18 protein-coding genes and 1 tRNA gene are annotated in these 22,113 nt (G+C 33.7%); 13 read left to right on the top strand and 6 right to left on the bottom strand.

Annotated elements, in window-relative coordinates:
* Positions 1 to 75 precede the first annotated feature (75 nt).
* A complete protein-coding gene (alaS, locus tag EYY60_RS11635) occupies positions 76 to 2,715 on the bottom strand; it encodes an alanine--tRNA ligase (RefSeq protein ID WP_132989503.1) in 2,640 nt (879 codons plus the stop codon).
* A 276-nt stretch (positions 2,716 to 2,991) separates the two neighbouring features.
* Here alaS and EYY60_RS11630 point away from each other — a divergent pair, with 276 nt between their 5' ends.
* The 8 genes from EYY60_RS11630 (at position 2,992) to EYY60_RS11595 (ending at position 10,705) form a co-directional block, all read left to right on the top strand.
* Entirely contained in the window at positions 2,992 to 3,969 is a 978-nt protein-coding gene (locus EYY60_RS11630; RefSeq protein ID WP_132989502.1) for a peptidoglycan DD-metalloendopeptidase family protein, read from the top strand.
* Between the two features lie 205 nt (positions 3,970 to 4,174).
* Positions 4,175 to 4,507 carry a MerR family transcriptional regulator gene (locus EYY60_RS11625; protein WP_012023968.1) on the top strand — a complete coding sequence of 111 codons (333 nt, stop codon included), beginning with the start codon at positions 4,175 to 4,177 and terminating at the stop codon, positions 4,505 to 4,507.
* A gap of 37 nt (positions 4,508 to 4,544) precedes the next feature.
* Positions 4,545 to 5,132, top strand: a complete 588-nt coding sequence (locus EYY60_RS11620; RefSeq protein ID WP_026730480.1) for a LemA family protein — start codon at positions 4,545 to 4,547, stop codon at positions 5,130 to 5,132.
* 86 nt (positions 5,133 to 5,218) lie between these two features.
* Positions 5,219 to 5,656, top strand: a complete 438-nt coding sequence (locus EYY60_RS11615; protein WP_132989501.1) for a TPM domain-containing protein — start codon at positions 5,219 to 5,221, stop codon at positions 5,654 to 5,656.
* A gap of 3 nt (positions 5,657 to 5,659) precedes the next feature.
* The gene (locus tag EYY60_RS11610) at positions 5,660 to 6,493 is read left to right on the top strand and encodes a TPM domain-containing protein (protein ID WP_132989500.1); all 834 of its coding nucleotides are present in this window, start codon (positions 5,660 to 5,662) and stop codon (positions 6,491 to 6,493) included.
* Positions 6,494 to 6,586: 93 nt separating this feature from the next.
* A complete protein-coding gene (locus EYY60_RS11605) occupies positions 6,587 to 7,000 on the top strand; it encodes an RrF2 family transcriptional regulator (RefSeq protein WP_026730483.1) in 414 nt (137 codons plus the stop codon).
* A 255-nt stretch (positions 7,001 to 7,255) separates the two neighbouring features.
* Complete coding sequence (locus EYY60_RS11600; RefSeq protein WP_132989499.1) at positions 7,256 to 9,802, top strand: TonB-dependent receptor; 2,547 nt, start codon at positions 7,256 to 7,258, stop codon at positions 9,800 to 9,802.
* Positions 9,803 to 9,967: 165 nt separating this feature from the next.
* On the top strand, positions 9,968 to 10,705 hold the full coding sequence (locus EYY60_RS11595) for a DUF2490 domain-containing protein (RefSeq protein WP_132989498.1): 738 nt from the start codon (positions 9,968 to 9,970) through the stop codon (positions 10,703 to 10,705).
* A gap of 227 nt (positions 10,706 to 10,932) precedes the next feature.
* Here EYY60_RS11595 and EYY60_RS11590 read toward each other — a convergent pair whose 3' ends face one another.
* Positions 10,933 to 13,689, bottom strand: coding sequence for an outer membrane beta-barrel protein (locus EYY60_RS11590; protein ID WP_132989497.1), 2,757 nt, complete (start codon positions 13,687 to 13,689; stop codon positions 10,933 to 10,935).
* Between the two features lie 251 nt (positions 13,690 to 13,940).
* Between EYY60_RS11590 and EYY60_RS11585 the strand changes: the two genes are divergently transcribed.
* Complete coding sequence (locus tag EYY60_RS11585) at positions 13,941 to 14,420, top strand: hypothetical protein (RefSeq protein ID WP_132989496.1); 480 nt, start codon at positions 13,941 to 13,943, stop codon at positions 14,418 to 14,420.
* An 80-nt stretch (positions 14,421 to 14,500) separates the two neighbouring features.
* Here the strand turns inward: EYY60_RS11585 and der are convergent, their stop codons facing one another.
* On the bottom strand, positions 14,501 to 15,814 hold the full coding sequence (gene der / locus EYY60_RS11580; protein ID WP_132989495.1) for a ribosome biogenesis GTPase Der: 1,314 nt from the start codon (positions 15,812 to 15,814) through the stop codon (positions 14,501 to 14,503).
* Positions 15,815 to 16,092: 278 nt separating this feature from the next.
* Positions 16,093 to 16,974 (bottom strand): GTPase Era, encoded by an 882-nt coding sequence (gene era / locus EYY60_RS11575; RefSeq protein WP_132989494.1) that lies wholly within the window; start codon positions 16,972 to 16,974, stop codon positions 16,093 to 16,095.
* A gap of 115 nt (positions 16,975 to 17,089) precedes the next feature.
* Here era and EYY60_RS11570 point away from each other — a divergent pair.
* Together EYY60_RS11570 and EYY60_RS11565 are read left to right on the top strand one after the other, a co-directional pair.
* Positions 17,090 to 17,162 (top strand) — tRNA-Met (locus EYY60_RS11570).
* Between the two features lie 216 nt (positions 17,163 to 17,378).
* Positions 17,379 to 18,914 carry a hypothetical protein gene (locus EYY60_RS11565; RefSeq protein ID WP_132989493.1) on the top strand — a complete coding sequence of 512 codons (1,536 nt, stop codon included), beginning with the start codon at positions 17,379 to 17,381 and terminating at the stop codon, positions 18,912 to 18,914.
* Positions 18,915 to 19,158: 244 nt separating this feature from the next.
* Here the strand turns inward: EYY60_RS11565 and yiaA are convergent, their stop codons facing one another.
* Positions 19,159 to 19,590: an inner membrane protein YiaA gene (yiaA, locus tag EYY60_RS11560; RefSeq protein WP_235832323.1), complete on the bottom strand. Its 432-nt coding sequence runs from the start codon at positions 19,588 to 19,590 to the stop codon at positions 19,159 to 19,161.
* Between the two features lie 172 nt (positions 19,591 to 19,762).
* Here yiaA and EYY60_RS11555 point away from each other — a divergent pair, with 172 nt between their 5' ends.
* Together EYY60_RS11555 and EYY60_RS11550 are read left to right on the top strand one after the other, a co-directional pair.
* On the top strand, positions 19,763 to 21,280 hold the full coding sequence (locus EYY60_RS11555; protein WP_132989491.1) for a hypothetical protein: 1,518 nt from the start codon (positions 19,763 to 19,765) through the stop codon (positions 21,278 to 21,280).
* 57 nt (positions 21,281 to 21,337) lie between these two features.
* Positions 21,338 to 21,604 carry a hypothetical protein gene (locus EYY60_RS11550; protein ID WP_132989490.1) on the top strand — a complete coding sequence of 89 codons (267 nt, stop codon included), beginning with the start codon at positions 21,338 to 21,340 and terminating at the stop codon, positions 21,602 to 21,604.
* A gap of 21 nt (positions 21,605 to 21,625) precedes the next feature.
* On the opposite strand, the gene EYY60_RS11545 is transcribed toward EYY60_RS11550, so the two are convergent.
* Positions 21,626 to 22,108, bottom strand: a complete 483-nt coding sequence (locus EYY60_RS11545) for a hypothetical protein (RefSeq protein ID WP_132989489.1) — start codon at positions 22,106 to 22,108, stop codon at positions 21,626 to 21,628.
* Positions 22,109 to 22,113 lie beyond the last annotated feature (5 nt).

Here is a 22,113-nt window from a genome sequence, read left to right as displayed (position 1 = left end):
CCGGGTTTGTTTTTGTGATTTTATAAAAACTTAGATGCTTAGTCCCGATAGCTATCGGGATAGCCCCTTAGAATCTTATTTAACGAAATCAATCGCTTTAGACAAAGCCTCACCAATTCCATCAACATTTTTACCTCCTGCTGTAGCGAAGAAAGGCTGACCTCCTCCTCCACCTTGGATGTATTTCCCTAATTCGCGAACTACTTGTCCAGCGTTTAAGTTTTTCTCAGCTACAATTTCTTTAGAGATGTAACAAGTTAACATTGGTTTTCCTTCGTGAGCTGTAGCGAAAACCACAAATAAGTTGTTATAAGAACCACCCAATTCGTAAGCCAAATCTTTTGCTCCTTCTGGATTTAAGTCTACTTGTTTTGCTAAAAATTGAACTCCGTTAATTTCTTGTAATTCTTTAGCTAAATCAGCTTTCATATTTTTAGCCTTATCTTTTAATAAAGCTTCTAATTGTTTTTTCAACTGTGCATTTTCGTCTTGCAACGCTAAAATCGATTTTACAGGATCTTGAGCATTTTTAAGCGCATCTTTAATTTCAGCTAAAGAAACAGCTTGTGACTCAAAATACTCTTTTGCTGCTTCACTTGTAATTGCTTCAATTCTTCTAATTCCAGCTGCAACAGCTCCTTCAGAAATGATTTTGAAATGCCAGATATCAGATGTATTTGCAACGTGAGTTCCTCCGCATAATTCAACAGAATCTCCAAATTTAATAGTACGAACTAAATCTCCGTATTTCTCTCCAAACAAAGCAATCGCTCCATCTTCAAGAGCTTGTTCTTTTGGAATTGCTCTTTTCTCAACTAATGGCAAACTCTCACGAATCCTTGCATTTACGAAGTTTTCTACTTCTACCAATTCTTCATCAGAAACTTTAGAGAAATGAGAAAAGTCAAAACGTAAAGATGCATTACGAACCATCGAACCTTTTTGCTCAATATGAGTTCCTAAAATCTTACGTAAAGCTTGGTGCAACAAGTGCGTAGCCGAGTGATTTGACGAAGTTTTAGCTCTCTGTAAAGCATCAACAACAGCAGTAAAAGTTCCCGTAAGATTTTCCGGCAATGATTTTGCCAAATGTATCGTTTGATTATTCTCTTTTTTAGTGTCAATAATATAAACGATATCTCCGTTTTGAGCTTCTAAATATCCTTTATCTCCCGTTTGTCCTCCGCTTTCTCCATAAAATGGCGTTGCATTGAAAACCAATTGGAAAATCTCTCCATCTTTCACGCTTTCAACTCTACGGTATTTTGTAATCTTAACTTGCTGAGATAATCTGTCATATCCAACAAATTCCTGAATATCATCTTCTACAAGCACATTCCAGTCACCAGCTGTTACTTTAGATGCTGCACGAGATCTTTCTTTTTGCAATTGTAATTGCTCTTGGAAACCTTCTTCGTCCAATTTCAATCCTCTTTCAGAAAGAATCAAAGCTGTTAAATCGATTGGGAATCCGTAAGTATCATACAATTCAAATGCTTTTTTACCATCAACAGTATCTCCGTTGTTGTTTAAAATTACTGCATCTAAAAGAATTAATCCTTGATCTAAAGTTTTTAAGAATGAGTTTTCTTCCTCGCGAATTACATTCGAACAAAGTGCTTTCTGCGTTCTGATTTCTGGGAAAGATTCTCCCATTTGCTCGCTTAAAGTTTCAACCAATTTAAAAATAAATGGCTCTTTTGTTCCTAAGAAAGTAAATCCGTAACGAATTGCGCGACGTAAAATTCTACGAATTACATATCCTGCACCCGTGTTAGAAGGCAGCTGACCGTCAGCAATAGCAAAAGCTACCGCACGAACGTGATCTGCCACTACACGAATAGCGATATTCATTTTATTTTGTTCTTCACTAATGCCTGTTACATCATTAGTTGTATATTTTGCACCTGTAATCGTCTCGATTTCTCTAATTAAAGGCATAAAAACATCAGTATCATAGTTTGATGTTTTTCCTTGTAGAGCCATACACAAACGCTCAAATCCCATTCCGGTATCAACGTGCTGTGCTGGAAGTTTTTCAAGAGAACCATCAGCTTTACGGTTGAATTCCATGAATACATTATTCCAGATTTCAACTACTTGTGGGTGATCATTATTTACTTCTTCTTTACCTGGTTTCAGCGCCTTTTCTTCTTCAGAACGTAAATCAACGTGAATTTCAGAACAAGGTCCACATGGTCCTTGATCTCCCATTTCCCAGAAATTATCTTTTTTATTTCCTAAAATGATTCGGTCTTCGTCGATTAAAGTTTTCCAGATATCCCAAGCTTCTTGATCAAACGGAACGTTATCTTCTTTACTTCCTTCAAAAACAGAAACATAAAGATTTTCTTTTGGGATTTTATAAACTTCTGTCAATAATTCCCAAGCCCAATTGATTGCTTCTTTTTTGAAATAATCACCAAAAGACCAGTTTCCTAACATTTCGAACATAGTGTGGTGGTAGGTATCAATACCAACTTCTTCAAGATCGTTATGTTTTCCTGAAACACGAAGACATTTTTGCGTATCGGCTATTCTTGGACTTTTTGGAGTTCCGTTACCTAAGAAAAATTCTTTAAACTGGGCCATTCCCGAGTTGTTGAACATTAGGGTTGGGTCGTCTTTAAGCACAATAGGAGCTGAAGGAACAATAGTATGCCCTTTACTCTCAAAAAAATCTAAAAATTGTTTACGTACGTCTTGTGATTTCATATTTAAATTAGAAAATGTGTCAATTTGATAATGTGATAATTTGAAAATATGTCAATTAGATAATTCATCAATCTGAAAATCTGATCATTAGATTTTTAATTAAAAACTGTAAAATTTAAAACAACAAATTCCGTTTTTAATACATTATCTAATTATCAAATTGACACATTATCTAATTGCTTTAATTCTTGAAAAAAGTCTCGAACAACTGAAACATTTTTTAATTTTGTTCGACTAACTTATTTTACAAGCTGCAAAAATAGGGTATTTTAAAATATGGCGAAAGTAAAATATTATTACGACTCAGAAAATCTGGCTTATACGAAAATAAAAACCAGAAAAAGGGCGAAAATTGGTTATGCATTCCTGTTTTTGTTGGCCTCAGCTCTATTTGGCTTTTTAATTTTTGTTCTTTTAATTAATACCTCATATTTTGAGACGCCAAAAGATCGTTTGCAAGCTCGTGAAATTGAAAATTTAAAGCTACAATATGCCATTTTAAACAAAAAAATGGACGAAATTGATGATGTTGCCGAGTCACTCGAAGATAGAGACAATAATATTTACAGAATTTATTTCAATAAAACTGAAATTCCAGATTCGATTCGGAAAGAAGGTTTCAGAGATGCTCAGCGATATAAAAAATTAGAAGGCTACAACAATTCACAATTGGTTTTAAACACAACCAAACGAATCGACAAGCTTTCAAAGCAATTAGCTATTCAGTCTAAATCTCTAGATGAGATTTTGAAATTAGCTGGAGCAAAAGAGAATTTATTGTTAGCCATTCCTGCAATTCAGCCTGTTCAAAACGAAAGTTTAAAACGAGTTGCATCAGGATTTGGATATAGAATTGATCCTTTCACAAAAGTGCGAAAAATGCACAACGGAATGGATTTTACAGCAAATACCGGATCTCCTGTTTATGCGACAGGCGACGGCGTGGTTGACAGAGCTGATGCCGCCGCTTCAGGATTTGGAAATCACGTGGTCATCAGACATGGTTTTGGTTACGAAAGTCTGTATGCACATTTGAGCAAATACAATTGTAAACCAGGACAACATGTCAAAAGAGGAGATATTATTGGTTACGTGGGAAGTACGGGAAGATCTGAAGGCCCCCATTGCCATTATGAAGTTCATAAAGATGGAAAAGTCGTGAATCCGCTAAATTTTTATTACGGAAATATTTCAGCTGCTGAATATGTCGCAATTTCACAAATGGCAAATCAAGAAAATCAATCATTAGATTAACATCCAGCGGTCAAAAGTTGTAAAGTCAAAAGTTATAAAGTTGTTGCTAATGTTGACTTTGTATTTTTTTTGAGAACATACACAATGGGTAAAAATAGAAATAAATACCTATAGAACTTTAAAAACTTTATGACTTTTGACTTTTGACTTTAGGGTAACAGTACAAAAAATAGTATTTTTGAAATAAAATAGAAAAAAACAAATCATGCATATCGAACTTTCAAAAGATAAAAGATATTATAGTATTGGCGAAGTGGCCAAAGCTTTTAATGTCAATGCCTCTTTGATACGCTTTTGGGACAGCGAATTTGATATTCTGAAACCAAAAAAGAATGCCAAAGGAAACCGAATGTTTACTCCGGAAGATATTACAAACCTGCAGCTGATTTATCATTTGGTAAAAGAAAGAGGTTTTACACTTGAAGGTGCCAAAACGCATTTAAAAGAGGGACAGAAGAAAACATTAGATAAATTCGAAATAATACGTAAATTAGAATCCATAAAAACACAATTAAACGACATTAAAAACGAATTGTAATTAAATAAAAATAGAAACAAACTTAAATTAAACACTCATGAAAAGATTTTTGCCTTGGATTATTGCAGCAGTTGTTATAATTGGAATTTACAGCTGGGTTAAAGGAATTAACAATACTGCGGTAACATTAAATCAAACTGTAGAACAATCTTGGGGAAATGTTCAAACAGCTTACCAAAGACGTAATGACCTTATTGGAAATTTAGTAAACACGGTAAAAGGTGCAGCTGATTTCGAAAAATCAACTTTAACGGCTGTTATCGAAGCTCGTGCAAAAGCAACAAGCGTGACTGTAGATCCATCTAACATTACTCCAGAACAGCTTGCTGAATTCAACAAAGCACAAAGTGGTGTATCTTCATCTTTATCAAGATTATTAGTTTCTGTTGAGCAATATCCAACATTAAAAGCAAACGAGAATTTCTTGAAACTTCAAGACGAATTAGCTAGTACAGAAAACCAAATTCTAACGGCAAGAACTCGTTTCAACGAAGCAGTTGCACCTTATAACAACCACATCAAAACATTCCCAAACAGCTTGTTTGCAGGTATGTTTGGATTCAAAGAAAAAGCATATTTCAATGCTGTTGAAGGCGCTGACAAACCTGTTGAAGTAAAATTCTAAAGATTTAATATTTTTGATTAACGATTTTAGATTTCAGATTTAATCTGCAATCTAAAATCTAAACTCTAAACTCCAAAATAATTTCCATGTCAAAAGTAGAAGATTTTTTAACCAAAGAAGAAGAGCAAGAAATTGTTGAAGCTATTCGCATGGCCGAAAATAATACTTCTGGCGAAATTAGAGTGCATATAGAAAAAACAACTTCTAAAGTCCATTTTGATAGGGCTTTAGAAGTTTTTCATGAATTACGAATGGATGAAACTAAATTGAAAAATGGCGTATTGCTCTATTTTGCAGTTGAAGACAAAAACTTTGTAATTTGTGGAGACAAAGGAATTAATGATTTGGTTGCCAATGATTTTTGGGATTGTACCAAAGACATTATGACCAATCATTTTAAAGCTGGAAATTTTAAACAAGGAATTGTTGACGGAATTACGAATGCCGGAGAACAATTAAAAAAATATTTCCCTTGGTCAGAAGATGACACAAACGAACTATCTAACGAAATCTCAAAAGGATAAATAATGAAATTTTTCCAAAACAAAACCTCAAATTCAAAAGGATTTTTTCTGTCTGCCTTTTTACTGATTACGTTATTTGCCTGTAATAGTATTTTTGCTCAGTTTACAATTCCAGAAAAGCCCAGTTTTCAAACTTCTGTTTATGATTATGCAAATATCTTAAGCGCTTCTGAAAAATCACAATTAGAAGAAAAACTGATTCGTTATTCTGATTCTACTACCACTCAAATTGTTGTCATAACAATTGAAAGCCTAAAAGGCGAAGATGTAAGCCAGTTAGCAACTAAATGGGGACAAACCTGGGGAATTGGGGGAACTGAAAAAGATGACAACGGCGTAATTATTTTATTAGCTAAAGCCGAAAAGAAAATTGCCATTAATCCTGGATATGGACTTGAAGATCGCTTGACCGCAGGAATTGGAGGAACTATAATAAGGAACATTATTATTCCTGAATTTAAAGCCGGAAGTTTTTACAACGGTCTTGACAAAGGAACTGATGCCATAATCGATGTTTTTAAAGGAAAATACAAAGGCGAACGCAAACAAAACAAAGGAAAAGATTTTCCGATATTACCTTTCATTGTAATTGTTGTTATTGTATTGATTTTAATGTCCCGAAACAAACGAGGCGGAGGAGGAAATTCAGGCAATAGCGGCGGCGGCCCTAGCCTGCTTGATGTCATTATTTTGAGCAATCTTGGAAGAAGTGGCGGAGGCGGTTTTGGAGGCTTCGGTGGCGGATCATCTGGAGGTGGTTTTGGCGGAGGCGGTGGCTTCGGCGGCGGATTTGGCGGTGGAGGTTTCTCTGGTGGCGGATCTAGCGGAGGCTGGTAAACAAATTTTGTTTCAAGTTTTATTGGTTTCACGTTTCAAGTTTAGGTTTCAAGTTTAAAAAATCATACATTTACATTTTACAATTTAATTTAGATGTTATCACATAAAGCAAAATACGCCCTTAAGGCCTTACTTTATTTAGCAGAACAAGATGAAAATCACATTTCTAGAACTATAGAAATTGCTGATGGAGCTAATATTCCTAAAAAGTTTTTAGAGCAAATTTTATTAGATCTAAAACGAGGACGTTTTGTGAGCAGTAAACAAGGAAAATTTGGCGGTTATTATCTGATAAAATCGAAAAACGACATCACTTTGGCAGAAATTCACCGATTATTTGACGGTGCAATTGCACTTTTGCCATGCGCTTCTTTAAATTTTTACGAGCCTTGCTCTGATTGTAAAACCGAGTCTGAATGCAGTCTGCGTCACGGTTTGATGCTTATCAGAGACAAAACTTTGAAGGCTATGGAAGGCATCACAATCGCCTCATTAGTAAAAAAATAAAAAAATATTTTTTAAAGTCTAGTAAATCGATAGAATTAATTATATATATTTGCCAAAAAATAATTAACAAACCAATTACAAATTTTTAACTCATGAAAGAACATTTCAGTTTATTAGGCGTAACCAAAAGTCTTTTGCAAATAAATTATAATAGTCAGTTAAAAACTGCAAAAAGCATTTCCTGTATGATGTGTATGTGTTGATAAAAAAAATTTTATTTCAAAACTCTACTAATCATATATACTTAATATAAAAATGAAAAATTCGATTAAAAATACACTTACAATACTAGCTGTTTTAACTTTTTCAATCTCATTTGGACAAAACATAGAAGGTTTCGTTAAAACAACAGAAAATACTCCATTAGAAGCAGCAAATGTCGTTATCAAAGGAACAACTTCAAATACGATTACTGATGCAACTGGAAAATTCGTAATCGATACGAAAGGAAAACTTCCTGTTACGCTTTTAATCCAATACGTTGGCTACAAAACAACTGAAATTGAAATCGATGATTTGCCGGCAACTCCACTGCAAATTGTGTTAAACGAAGAAAATGCTCTTGTTGAAGTTGTTGTTTCTTCACGACGCAGAATAGAGAAAGTTCAGGATGTGCCAATTGCAATTTCTGTAATTACAGGAAAACAGGCAGAACAAACTGGAGCCTTCAACGTAAACCGTATTAAAGAATTAGTTCCATCAGTACAGCTTTATTCTTCAAATCCAAGAAATACGGGAATCAACATTCGTAGTTTGGGTTCTCCATTCGGATTAACAAATGACGGAATTGATCCTGGAGTTGGTTTTTATGTTGACGGGGTTTATTATGCTCGTCCAGCCGCAACAACTTTAGACTTTATTGATGTTGAACAAATCGAGGTTTTACGTGGGCCACAAGGTTCATTATTCGGAAAAAATACTACTTCTGGTGCTTTCAATATCACCACTAGAAAACCGAGTTTTTCTACAGGAGCAGATTTTGAAGTTAGTTATGGAAATTATAACTTTTTACAAGCTAAAGCATCGGTTACTGGAGCTTTAGGCAAAAAAGTAGCCGGAAGAATCTCTTTTTCAGGAACACAAAGAGATGGTTTAGTTGACAATGTTGCTACAGGAAGACCCACAAATACATTGAATAATCAAGGAATTAGAGGGCAATTGCTTTGGACGCCTTCTGTAAATACCAACATTATTTTGGCAGCAGATATTACAACACAACGTCCTGACGGATACGCTCAAGTTGTTGCCGGAGTTGCTCCAACTCAAAGAGCTGCTTATCGCCAATTTGATGCCATAATTAAAGACTTGAATTATCAATTGCCAAGCTTAAATGCTTTTGACCGTAAAATTGACCACGACACGCCATGGCGTTCAAATCAGGACATGGGAGGTATCTCGCTTAATATTGACACAAAAGTTGGACCAGGAACATTGACTTCGACTACAGCTTGGAGATTCTGGAACTGGGATCCATCAAATGATAGAGATTTTACAGGATTGCAAGTATTAGCAAAATCTCAAAACCCAACAAGACAAACACAAGTAACTCAAGAAGTTCGTTATGCTGGCCAACTTTCTAGCAAAGTAAGCGGTGTTGTTGGTGTGTTCTTTATTGATCAAACTTCACAAACAGACGGTACAGAAGAATCTGGAAATGCACAATGGAGATTCTCTCAAAGTACAACTAGCCCATTATGGAAAACTCCTGGACTTTTTGAAGGATACGGAATTAAAACAGATGCAAACATCAGATCATCAAGTGCGGCAGTATTTGGGCAAATTGATTGGGCAATTACAGAACGTTTTCACGTATTACCAGGTTTGAGATACAACTTCGACAAAAAAGATGCACATTATTCTCGTAAAACTTATGGAGGATTGCAAACTACAGATCCTGCATTGCTTGCTTTGAAAAAATCAGTTTACTCAGATCAAGCATTTGATTCGGATACTGACAATACAGACTTTTCAGGAAATATTACGCTTACATACAAAGCTTCAGACAAAATCAATGCTTACGCAACTTTTGCAAAAAGCTACAAACCAGTTGGTGTAAACGTTGCTGGACTTCCATCAGACGCAAAAGGAAATCCAATGCTTGATCTTGCAGTTATCAAACCGGAAAAAGTATATCATTATGAATTTGGAGTAAAAACTTCTCCTTTCAAAAATTCAATTTTGAACTTAACATTCTTTAATACTGACATTAAAGATTTCCAAACTAACGTTCAAGCTGCTGAATTGGGTGTAAACCGCGGATATTTAGCAAATGCTGATAAAGTGCGCGTAAGAGGTGCTGAATTAGATGCAAGTTTTGTTTTCAGTTCTCACTTGACAGTAAATGCTGCAGCAACTTATACAGATGGTAAATATGTGAAATTTACAAATGCGCCACTTCCATTAGAAGAAACTGGTGCACCAGTAGCCTACAAAGATGTTTCTGGAACTGATTTGCCGGGAGCTTCAAGATGGGCAGGATCTTTAGGTGGCGAACTTTCTGATAGCGCTACTTTCTTCGGAAACAAAGGAAAAGTATTTGTAGCTGCTGATTCTTATGCACGTTCTGAATTTTCTTCAAGCCCTTCGGCTTCAAAATATTTGGTTGTACAAGGTTACGCTATTTTTAATGCTCGTTTAGGTTTCCGTGCTTCTCAAGGACTTTCGGTTCATTTCTGGGGACGCAACCTTTTCAATAAAGATTATTATGAACAATTATTGCCTGCTGGTGGTAATGCAGGACAATATGCAGGAGTTCTTGGTGATCAAAGAACTTACGGAATTACTCTAAAGTATTCTCTGTAATCAGGTTAAGTTAGTTAGTTTAAATCATTGAAACGAGACAAGTTTTTAAACCTGTCTCGTTTTTTTATCTTTTGAAATCACAAAATAACACTTAAAGCAAATTTTAATCTGCATTAAATCAATTCTGATTTCTATATATTCGCAGCCTGAATTTATGGAAATTAGATGAAGTTTCTCAAATTACTGCTTTTACTTAGCTTTATTAGCACAAATTTATCGGCTCAAAATGAGCGGAAAATCGACCAGCAAACGCTAACCTGGACTCGTTATTACAATATTTTGCCTTTAACTGAAAAATGGGCGCTTCATTCTGAATTTGATAATCGGGCTTTTTTGAATCCTGTTCATGAAAATCTTTTTGTCATTAGAGCTCAAGGTCGTTACCGCGCGAGCAAACTTGTCGAATTAGGAGGCGGTTTTGCTTTTTTTAGCGTAAATACCCAAAATCCAGACATTGATCCGAATTTTTCTGTTCCTGAATACCGAATACAACAAGACATTACTTTGATCAACGATATTGCAAAAATTACTTTTCATAATCGTTTTCAGCTCGAAGAACGCTTTATCGAAAAAGCCACAAGAACAGAATTACTCGATGAATTCTCATTTGCCTTGAGATTCCGTTACAGATTACAATCGACTTTTGACCTTTGGAAAAAAGATGGCAGAAGCTTGAAAGGTACAATTTCAGATGAAGTCATGTTCAATTTCGGAAAAGACAACAAACTAAATACATTCGATCAAAATAGATTTTACGTCGCGCTCCGTTATCATTTTAATCCAAATCTCGGATTAGAATTAGGCTACTTGAAAAACTTCCAGAGACGCGCCAGTGGTGTAGATTTCTATGACCGAGATATTATTCGTTTTACTATTTATCATCGAATAAACAGAAGGTTCTAAAATTCTAAGTTACTAAGATTCTAAGACACTAAGATTCTAAGACACTAAGCTTCTAAGACTTTCACATTTTAACTATAAAGAACAAGCGCACAAATCAAATTTTATTTTGATTTGTGCGCTTGTTTCAAAACTTAGAATCTTAGTGTCTTAGAACCTTAGCATCTTTAAAAAAAAAAAAAAGCCTTAAAGAGACGCACAAAAAGTACGTCTCTAAAGAAAGACAAAACCTACTCCTCTCTTTCTCGGCCTCTTCTTTTGCCTTTTTCATTTCCTGCAAAATTTCCGATTTTATAGGCTAATGAAAACATGACATAACGCTTTAAAACTGTATTTTCCTCATCTCGGATTGATGTTGCAGAGATTGTTCTTGTAGCACTTTGATTCTGATTCAAAACATCATATACCTTAATTTTCGCATATAGTTTTTTATCCAAAAAGCCGTAAGACAAACTGGTATTCCATAAATAAAAGTCTTTTTTGAAATCACTTGAAATATTAGAATTGTAAGTGTAGCCAAAATCATTTCCGAAAATAAATTTAGATGGCCAATAGCTCGTCGTCTGCAAATTGATTCTGTGTACTACGTTTGAAGTCGCGTCACGAGTGTAGTTTTCATATTTTGTTTCATTATATGACAAACTATACGACGGCGCAATTACAAGCAATTCTCCATATTCATATGACAAATATACTTTTGGTGTAACTGCTGTTCCTTTTGCATTGTACATGACTCCATTTGTGAAACCTTTATCAAAACTGTAAGTTCCGTTTAACTGCAATCCGTATCTAAAAGTATTTGCATCTTTCTTGATTGATTGATTCCAGTTTCCGCCAACAGTAAGGGTGTAGGTATCTGATATATTCACATATGTTGTTGTCCTTTTCCCACTATCATCATAAAATGAAGTCGAAGAAATATCATTACTATAATAATCTCCTCTTGCATACACGCTGTAGCCAGAACGCGTGCGGAAATCAAAATTTCTGAAACTAAAATTCGCACTGCTTTTTTCAATTGGCGTCAAATTCGGGTTTCCAATAATTGTGTTCAACGGATTGCTCAAATTTGCAACTGGAAGCAAAAAGCTCGAAGCCGGAAGCGTATTCGAATAATCGTATTTAAAAGTCATATTCTTTGAACGGCTGAATTTATATCGAAATTGGGCCGTCGCGTATGGCAAAGCATATTTCTGATTTAAATCGGTCGAGTTTCCTAAATAAAAAGCATGATTATCATAATCAATAATCGAGGTTTTTGTATCCAGATTTATGGTGTATTTGTTCTTTTGAAGCGTAATTCCAACTTTCGGACTTACCGAATTTTGTTTCGAAGTCGTATAAGTCGTTAAAGACTGATTTATTTGAGAATACGATTGTGTATCTGCATCATAATCAAATGTTTTTTGATCTTTTATTTCGTTTTGCCAATCAAAATCAGAACCAAATCTGATTCGCAAAGAATCTGTAATCGGTTCCGTATATTCAATATCTAACGAATAGGCATCATTAACATTATCATTTCTTGTCGTCTGATTTCGGCTGTCATTTGGCTTATTATCTTGATAAAAAATAGTTTCAGAAACGTTCAAAGCATCCGTAATAGCATCTGTATTATTATTATCAAAAACAAAACTCAAGTTGCGATTCTTTTTCTCAAATGCTTTGTTGAAATTTAAAGTATTGGCAAAATTAGTCGTGGTATTTTCTCGGCGAGAAACCGCTGTACTTTCATTTAATGCTTGACCATTTTCATCTTGTGAAGAACTTGACGAATCTGAATCACTATCAACTCGCGTCTGATTGAATTTTGGAGTAAAAACAATTCGCGTACTCGGATCAAGTTTGTACTCGAACTCAAAATTGGCTTTATTTCCGGTATTTTCAGTTCTCGTTTTGGCATCTGATTCCGTCAAAATATTTCCTGTCGGCAAAAAGTTCAATTGGTTTGCTTTGCTGTCATTGTTCGTTATATTATTCGAAAAATTATAACTTCCAGAAGCCGAGAAATCCTTAAACCATTCATCAGAATAATTAACACCAGCCAAATTTGACTGAATAATACCTTTTCCGCTCGTAGTGTTTCCTTGGTTCGCACTATTATTTCGTCCGCCTCCCATATTATCAAAAACATCATCCATTGAAAAACCAGTCGAATTGATATTATTAGAAGAAGCCAAAACGCTAATTTTCTGATTATTATTGAAGAAGTTCATTATCAAACTGCTTTCATAACGATCGTCAGAACCATAACCACCCAGTATTTTTCCGAAGAAACCTTTATTTTTCTTTTCGTCAACAGTAAAGTTAATCGATGAATTATCAGAACTTGATTCTTGTTTTGCCAGCTCTTCTTTTTTGGTTTTGAAATCTGAAACTTGAACTTTTTTGATGATTTCAGCCGGCATGTTTTTCAATAGCATCTGTCCGTCTTTATCAAAAAAAGCTTTTCCATTGACTAAAAACTGAGTGACTTCTCGCCCATTTACTGTGACTTTTCCGTCATTGTCAACATCAACTCCGGGCAATTGTTTCAACAGACTTTCAACATTGGCATCTGGCCTCACTTTAAAAGCCGATGCATTAAATTCTAATGTGTCTTTTTTAATGGCAACTGGTGGTGCTTCGGTTTTAATAATTACATTTTCTAGCGCATTTATATTTTCGGTCAAATACAATTTTCCAAAATCTTTGCTTTCTATAAGTTCTTTTTGTTCTTCAACCAAAGTCTGATACCCCATATAATTGACTTTCAAGAAAACAGGCTTGGTAATTTTTTTCGTATTTATTCTGAAAACCCCATTTTTATCGGTAGTCGCATATTCAATTACAGCAGAATCTTTTACGGTTGTAAAATAAACAGTCGCCATTTCAAGGGGAACCTGAGTATTAAGGTCAACAACGGTTCCTTTGAGAATAATATCATTTTGTGCATTGGCGGTGACGCAAAAAAGAAAAAATAGTAAATAAGAAAAATACTTGGTCATAATTGGTTGGTTAGAATCAATAAGACCTGAAAATTGCATAAAGGTTTAATTGGTATTTTAATACGATACTAAAATTTTATAAAAAAATATTCTACGAATTAAAAACGCTTTAGAATCTATAATATAAAAAAGAATATATTTGAGAAAATTAAAAATGGATAAATCTTATATAATCTGCATAAAAATAAGATTTAGAAGGATTTAAAAACATCGATACTATTTTGTAGCCAATTATATAATCAAGAAAATAAATGGATAAAAAAACAGTCATTTCTATAATTATCTTTTATGCGATGGTGATTGCTCTAACATATATCCTCAGATTTTTCAGGACAAAATCTAGTAAAAGAAAAGGAGGAGAAATCTTAAAACTGTATAGTAATGAAAATTTGAAAAGTATTGAAGTAAAAATTTCTGAAACTCGATCTTATCGCTTTTCAAATCATGGAGGAACTTTAGGTTTCCTAAATTCTACAATGCACTATTCTGAGGATATATTGATTTTTACGCAAAGCGGAAATTCTAATTTTGAAAAATTAAATTTCACACTCCCCTTGGTTATTCAACCCAAAACTATCAAAAGTATTTTTATAAAAAGCGATGAATATATTTTATATCTTGGAAATCCTATCACAGAGAAAAAAATTCAAGTTTACACTGAATCTGCAAAAGACAATGATTTACTAAAAATTATATTTAGTGATTTTAAAGAAAATATTCTTAAAGCATAAAATTAATCACTAAGAAGTTATCTAGAAATATCAGAATTTCGTCCATAAAAAAAGCCCCAATTTGGGGCTTTTTTTATGTTTTATTTTTCTCTGATATAAATATCGATTGGAACTCCTGCAAAGTCCCATTTTTCTCTGATTTTATTTTCAAGATATCTCTTATATGGCTCTTTAACATATTGTGGCATATTGGCAAAAAACACAAACTGAGGCGTTTGAGTTGGCAACTGCATACAATATTTAATTTTCACATATTTACCTTTTGTCGCTGGTGGCGGATAAGCCTCGATCACCTTCAACATATATTCATTGAATTTTGAAGTCGCAATTCTTTGTTTTCTGTTTTCGAAAACCTGAACTGTAGCTTCAAGCGCTTTTAACAAACGCTGTTTTGTCAATGCCGAAACGAATAAAATTGGCACATCAGTAAATGGCATTAATTCTTTTTTGATTTTCTCTTCGTAATCGCGTGTAGACATGGTATCTTTTTCAACCAAATCCCATTTGTTTACCAAGATTACAACACCTTTTCTATTCTTCTCAGCAAGCCAGAAAATGCTCTGATCCTGACCTTCAAATCCGCGGGTTGCATCGATAACCAAGATACAGATATCTGCATGCTCAATTGCTCTAACAGAACGCATTACAGAATAAAACTCTAAATCTTCTTTTACTTTTGCTTTACGACGAATTCCCGCAGTGTCAACCAAGTTGAATTCAAAACCAAAACGGTCAAACTTTGTATCAATAGCATCACGAGTTGTTCCAGCAATATCAGTTACCATAAATCTATCTTGACCAATTAAGGCATTGATAAAACTAGATTTCCCTGCATTTGGGCGTCCTACTACAGCAAAACGAGGCAAAACCACTTCTTCCTGCACAGGCTCAGGTTTTACTGGAAAAGATTCGATCAAAGCATCCAATAAATCCCCTGTTCCGCTTCCAGAAATACTTGCAAAAGTATAATAATCTCCTAAACCAAGATTATAAAACTCCACTGCATCTTTCTCACGCATTGCATTATCAACCTTATTTACAGCCAATAAAACTGGTTTTGTTACTTTACGAAGCAATTTTGCAACGGTTTCATCCATTGGCGTAATTCCTTCTTCAACATCAACCACAAAAATAATAACATCGGCTTCATCGATAGCAAGTTCTACTTGTTTTCGGATTTCGCCTTCAAATACGTCATCGCTTCCGCGCACGTATCCACCGGTATCAATGACAGAAAACTCTTTTCCGTTCCACTCGCTTTTACCATAGTTTCTATCGCGGGTAACCCCAGATACTGAATCTACAATAGCTTCTCTTCTTTGTATCAGCCTATTGAAAAGGGTTGATTTCCCCACATTAGGTCTTCCTACTATCGCAACAATGTTATTACTCATTTTATTGATTTTTAGATTTTAGACTTTAGATTTCAGATTCTTAGCTTCCTAAAAACCTAATCACTTGCAATCCAAAATGCTTTATTTAAATTTTTTGCAAAGGTAGTCTTTTTTAGTTTGCAGTCACAGTTTTAAGTATTCAGTCAAAAAAACTGATCAAAATGGGACTCTAAGCTAAAGCGTACTACTTTTTTATCAACTATTTCTTGATATATTTTAGTTTACAATTCGGTTATAGTTTTCAGACTGAGACTGTAAACCGCGACTGAAAACTCTTTTTACTGATTATAACCGAAACGTTTCAGCATATTTGCGTTGCTTCTCCAGTTTTTGTTGACTTTTACATAAAGCTCGATGTGAATTTGCTTTCCGAAAAATTTCTCTAAATCAGCTCTGGCATCGGTTCCAACTTTTTTCAAAGCAGCACCTTTATGGCCAATAATGATCCCTTTTTGCGTATCGCGCTCTACCATAATCACTGAACGGATTCTGATAATATTTTCATCTTCATGAAATTCTTCTGTTACGATTTCGACTGCATACGGAATTTCTTTAGCGTAATTCAATAAGATTTTCTCACGAATCGTTTCGTTAACAAAGAAACGCTCTGGTTTATCTGTTAGTTGGTCTTTTGGATAATAAGCCGGAGATTCTGGCAATAATTCGATAATTCTTCCAAAAACTTCTGGTACGTTGAAATTCTGCAAAGCCGAAATTGGAAAAATTTCAGCATTTGGCACTTTCTCTTTCCAGAAAGAAACTTGCTGTTCTAATTGTTCTTGGTTTGAATTATCAATTTTATTTAAAAGCAATAAAACTGGAATTTTAGCATGAATGATTTTCTTAAAGAAATCTTCGTCTTTAAGATCCTGCTCGCCTATTTCGACCATGTAGATTAAAATGTCAGCATCTTCAAAAGCCGATTTTACAAAGTTCATCATCGATTCCTGCATTTCGTAAGCGGGCTTAATGATTCCTGGAGTATCAGACAAAACCAATTGAAAGTCTTCTCCGTTTACAATTCCAAGAATCCTATGACGTGTAGTTTGTGCTTTTGATGTAATGATTGATAATCGCTCTCCAACGAAAGCGTTCATCAATGTTGATTTTCCAACATTTGGATTTCCGATAATGTTTACAAAACCTGCTTTATGTGACATTTGCATAATATTTAATTTGCAAAGGTAGTCATATCAACTGAATACGGAAAATAAAAGATTTTTTTAAATTTTCGTTGGAATTCTCAAAAATCGGCGTATCTTTGCACCCGAACATCGCGGGATAGAGCAGTAGGCAGCTCGTCGGGCTCATAACCCGAAGGTCACAGGTTCGAGTCCTGTTCCCGCTACTAAAAAAAAGCTTCAGAGAAATCTGGAGCTTTTTTTTGTTTTTAACTTTTTCTGATTCTCTTTGTGGCACAGATTACAATTACAAATCTGCGCTATCGTTACCTACATATTGGAGCAATGAGAAAAACAAACTTGTATAAATTTGCAAGAATAAAAACTAGTTTTTTACTTATTTTTACTACAATTAACTTACATTGCATCATAAAATACAAACAATGAAAAAACTTCTACTCCTTCTATTCTTATATCCATTACTTGCTATTTCACAAGATTCAACACCTGAAAACCCAGACATTCTTATTGAACCAAATCCATTGAAAGAATTTTATTTTCAAGATAGAAATGACTATAAAAATGTTGAATCTATGGTGACTATAGTAAAAAAGAAGCAAAGCAATTTTACTAAGGACACAATAAGAATTAACTTTTATAACGAAAATGGCAAAGAATCAAAAAACATCGCATATGCAAATAATAAGCGGACATATACAACCGTAAAGACTTATAATAGAGAAAATAACATTTTAAGTCAGCAAACAACCGAAAACAAAAAATCATCCTACCTTGTATATTTTTATAATAAAAGCAAGCAGCTTGAAAAAACTCGTGATTTACGAATAAGCGACGTAAAAGGCAAAATAGATACAACTGATTTTTCTCAGAAGACTTTTATATACAATAAATCTAATTTGATTGAAACTTTAGTTACTCTTAAAGCCTCTACATTCAAACAAAGCGAAAAATATCTGTACACTAATAATTTTTTAATAAAAAAAATTGGAAATTCCTATGTTAAAGAATTTAGCTATGACAAGAATGGAAATTTAGTTACTTCTAAAGAATATATGGGAACCGAAGCAATTCCATCTAAACTTGCAGATTTAAAGAAATTTACATACGACTCAAGCAATAGACTTGTCACAGACTCTTTAAGTAGTGCGAGCGTACAACCTGCAAACTTTATGGTCTCAAATTACACCTATGAAAGTAATGGAAAGCTTAAAACAATGAATGTTCAAAAAAACAGCTCATACCAAAACATTCAATTTGAATACTGGAATGATAAAATTAAGAAAATTAATATAGAAGCTAATGACAATAGTTACTTGAAATTTTTTATCAATTCTAGAATAGCGGATTATTACAAATTTCCAATCACTTATCAAGAAGTTTTTGATTTTGATCAATTAGGGAATTTAATTTCAAAAAAAATATATGTCAACAATGAATTATTTTCAGAATTCGAATACGTATTTCTCTATAAATCAACAAAAAATAATACTTTAAAAAATAGTAATAAAAAAGAATTAGTAAAACAAGAAGTTGCTCTAAAAGAGAATTATCCTGAAAAGACAACAGAAAATCAAATTAAAAAATCTGATTATAATGATACGTTTCCAATACAAGCTGTTATTCAAGCTGGAGCAGACGAAGTTTATAATACCGCTGGTCTGGAAGTTGCTCCCGAATACCCAGGAGGCTCTGAATCAATGAATGCTTTCCTTAAAAAGAATTATATTTTATCCAAAGAAATGATCGATAAAAAAACTTCTGGTAAAATTTACGCGACTTTTATTATTGAAAAAGATGGAAGTTTAACTGACTTAAAAATCCTTAGAGATCTTGGCTCATCATCAGGAAAAGAGTTTTTGAGAATTATAAACCTAATGCCAAAATGGAAACCTGGAATGCAAAACGGAACAACAGTCAGATGCCTTAAAAGCATAGCTTTTCAAGTTGATCCACAATAACCTTTCACCAGAGTTCAACAATCATAGAAGAATCTTCATATAAGCAGTTAGATATTTGAACGCTTCCCGCTACTAAATAAAAAGCTTCAGATTCCCCTGAAGCTTTTTTGTTTTAAAAATTTTGATTGCACTCCACTCAACATTCCAAAAAGAATAAAGTAGAATTCATATTATCTTTATCTATAAAAACTTATAAAACCTCAAAACCGCACAATTCTGTGACAGTAATGAGGCCCGCTAAAAACTATACGTTAGTCGATTCAAATTGTTTAAGATCTCTTGTGTTTTTTTGTACAGCAAGAGCAGAAAACAATCCTAACACAAACGACATTCCGAAAAATCCCTTTTCGCTGAGTAGCAAATCAGCATTCCATAATCCAATTATAAGCAATACTATTGAAGCAATCGTACTAAACCAGCTGATACTGTAATATAAATCGGTTACAGGTATGCCTTCTAACCTGTCTCGCACACTTTTTTGTACTGAAATCACAGAGAAAAGTCCAAAAAGGAGAATGGTAAAATAATATCCTTTTTCGTTGTAAGCCATTGCCGAATTATAAAGCCCAATACAATACGAGGTCATACCTATAATTAACGTCATCCATGATGCACCCACAAAAGCTGCACTTGGCCTTAAAGGACTTTCTCCATTGTTTAATCTTGCATTTTTCATTTCTAAACTGTTGTTTGATTCATTTGATTTTAGCGGTTCCATAATTTTTATGTTTTTTTATAATTATGAAGCAAATGTCTGAATGAATTAGAAGCTGCAAAAATCAATTTATAATAAAAACTGACGATATAAAAATTCATTTTATTATTTTTACCTTAATAAAATTGTACTTATGAATGCACTGGAAGAAATATCAAATACAATGAATGAATTAGAAAAAAAGGCATTCATACAATATTTGTCCAGAAAGAACAAACGCAAAGACGCAGGAAATATCGAATTATTCAATTCTTTAAAAACTGACGATATAAATATCAAAAAAAATGAATTAAAAGGCAAAAAAAGTACTGATGCTTATCACGCTCTTCGAAAAAGACTTTATGACAGCATGATAGATTTTCTGGCCAATCGAAGTTTTGAAAATGATACTTCTCAAGAAAATGCTGTGCTTCGTCTTATTGTAGTGAGTCGCTTATTCTTCGAGCATAAACTTATCAAAACTGCTTTTAAATGCTTGGCAAAAGCCGAAGAAATCGCATTGAATATCGAACATTTTAGTCTTCTCAACGAAATCTATCTGACTCAGATACAATTTGCTCATTTCAAATTATCGGAGCCAATCGAAGAAATAATAAAGAAGTTTAAAGCTAATAAAAAGAAAGCTGAATATGAGGAACAACTTAATTTAGGCTATGCTGTTTTACGCCGTGAACTTGCAGCTATTTATCACGAAGGCAGAATAGTCGATTTTCAGGCACTAATAAAAAGCACCATAGAAACGCATGGAATATCATTAAAACAAGGATTAACCTTCAAATCACTGTATCAGATACTTTTTATTGCTAATGAATATGCTTCTATAAATAACGACTTCTCACTTATACAGCCTTTTGTTCTTAAAAGCTATAAATTCATCAGCAAAAAAGCAGATCTCTTAGATCGTCATTTGTACTATCATATTTACATTTTGTATTTTATAGCCAACTTTTATTTCCGTAACGGACAGTTTACAGAGTCTCTAAATTACCTCCAACTAATGTTTACGGAACTTCAAAAGCAATCTGGCAAATACTATCAGCGCTTTTGTCTTCGCTATTTTTTGCTATTGGCTTTCAATGAAAATTATCTTGGACATTCGCAAAAAGCAATAGAAATTGCCGAAAAAGCGCTTTCTTCAAGCAAAAAAACAGATCCTAACGACAGCAATGACATTCGTCTTATGCTTATCGTTTTTTACATACAGCAAAACGCAGGTCGCAATGCCGTAAAAGAAATGACAAAACTAAACCACACGGACAGTTGGTACGAAAAGAAAATGGGCATGGACTGGACAATAAAAAAGTGTCTTGTTGAAATTCTTCTGCATGCACAACAAGAAAACACCGAACTGGCTTTATCTCGAATAAAAAGCTTTAAAAGGCGCTATAAAAAATATCTTTTAACCGTCAATGAAGAACGCGTTGTTCAATATCTTTTGCTTGTAGAACAATACGCAATGAAACCTGAAATTATACAGACTCAAAAATTCCAAAAAACAATAGAAGATTTTATAATTACAGCACAAAATGGTCCAAAAGACATCCTGATCATGAGTTTCTTATCGTGGTTGGTCGCAAAAGCAAGAAAAACAACTATTTATGAAACTACTTTAAATCTTTTGAAAACATATTTTAAAAGAGAGAAAACTTAGTGCGTAACACAAAGTCCGACATAAACTTGAAACATTTATTTCGTAAATTGTCTCACCATGAATGCAAATTTCCCAAATATGACAAAAAAAAATTACACTGAAAGCAAACTATATATTTCTCCAAAAATACTGATTATGGTCGGTGTTATTTTAATTGCTTTTTGGCCAATTACAATTTTCATGTATGGAATTCCTTTTTTATTATATTTAATTGGAGTTATTCTGCTTTGGGCTCACGCCGAAAAATTCACACATAAAACACTATGGACTATTGTTCCAATCATTGTTATGGGCTTAGTTTTTTATAATTTTTTTATCAAATAAAAACAAATTTCAGCCTTTTGATTATGCGAAAGGCTTATCAAATACCCACCCATCAACAACAAGATCCTGGATCGTTTCATTTGAGGCGATTCCCTGATCTAATGTTAATCTTTCTTGTGGTTTTATATTTTTTGTTGCATGTTTATGCAGGAAAAAAAACAAGACCAAACTCAATGCAATACCAATTACAAATACCTTTAGGCCAAAAACAGGCAGTACAAAAATTAGAATAAGGAGATAAACTGCATATTTCAATATTGGCGATTTTCGAGAAAGTTCTTGATGGAATTCAAAACAATCATTGCATCTTGAAACTCCTATCTCTATTTCTTGATACTTTAAACTTCTGTGGACAATATGATTGGTTCTTTCTTTTACTTTATAAAGTTTGATAAAATAATAATTCTTAATATTTCGCCCTTCGTTTTGAAAACAATAACCACATCTTTTTTCTTTTGGTTCAAAACGCTTTGAACTCTCATTGTAATTGTATTTATACAGCATCACTT

Source organism: Flavobacterium zhairuonense, from assembly GCF_004352915.1.
GTDB classification, from domain to species: Bacteria; Bacteroidota; Bacteroidia; order Flavobacteriales; family Flavobacteriaceae; genus Flavobacterium; species Flavobacterium zhairuonense.
This window is presented reverse-complemented; position numbering and strand designations above follow the sequence as displayed.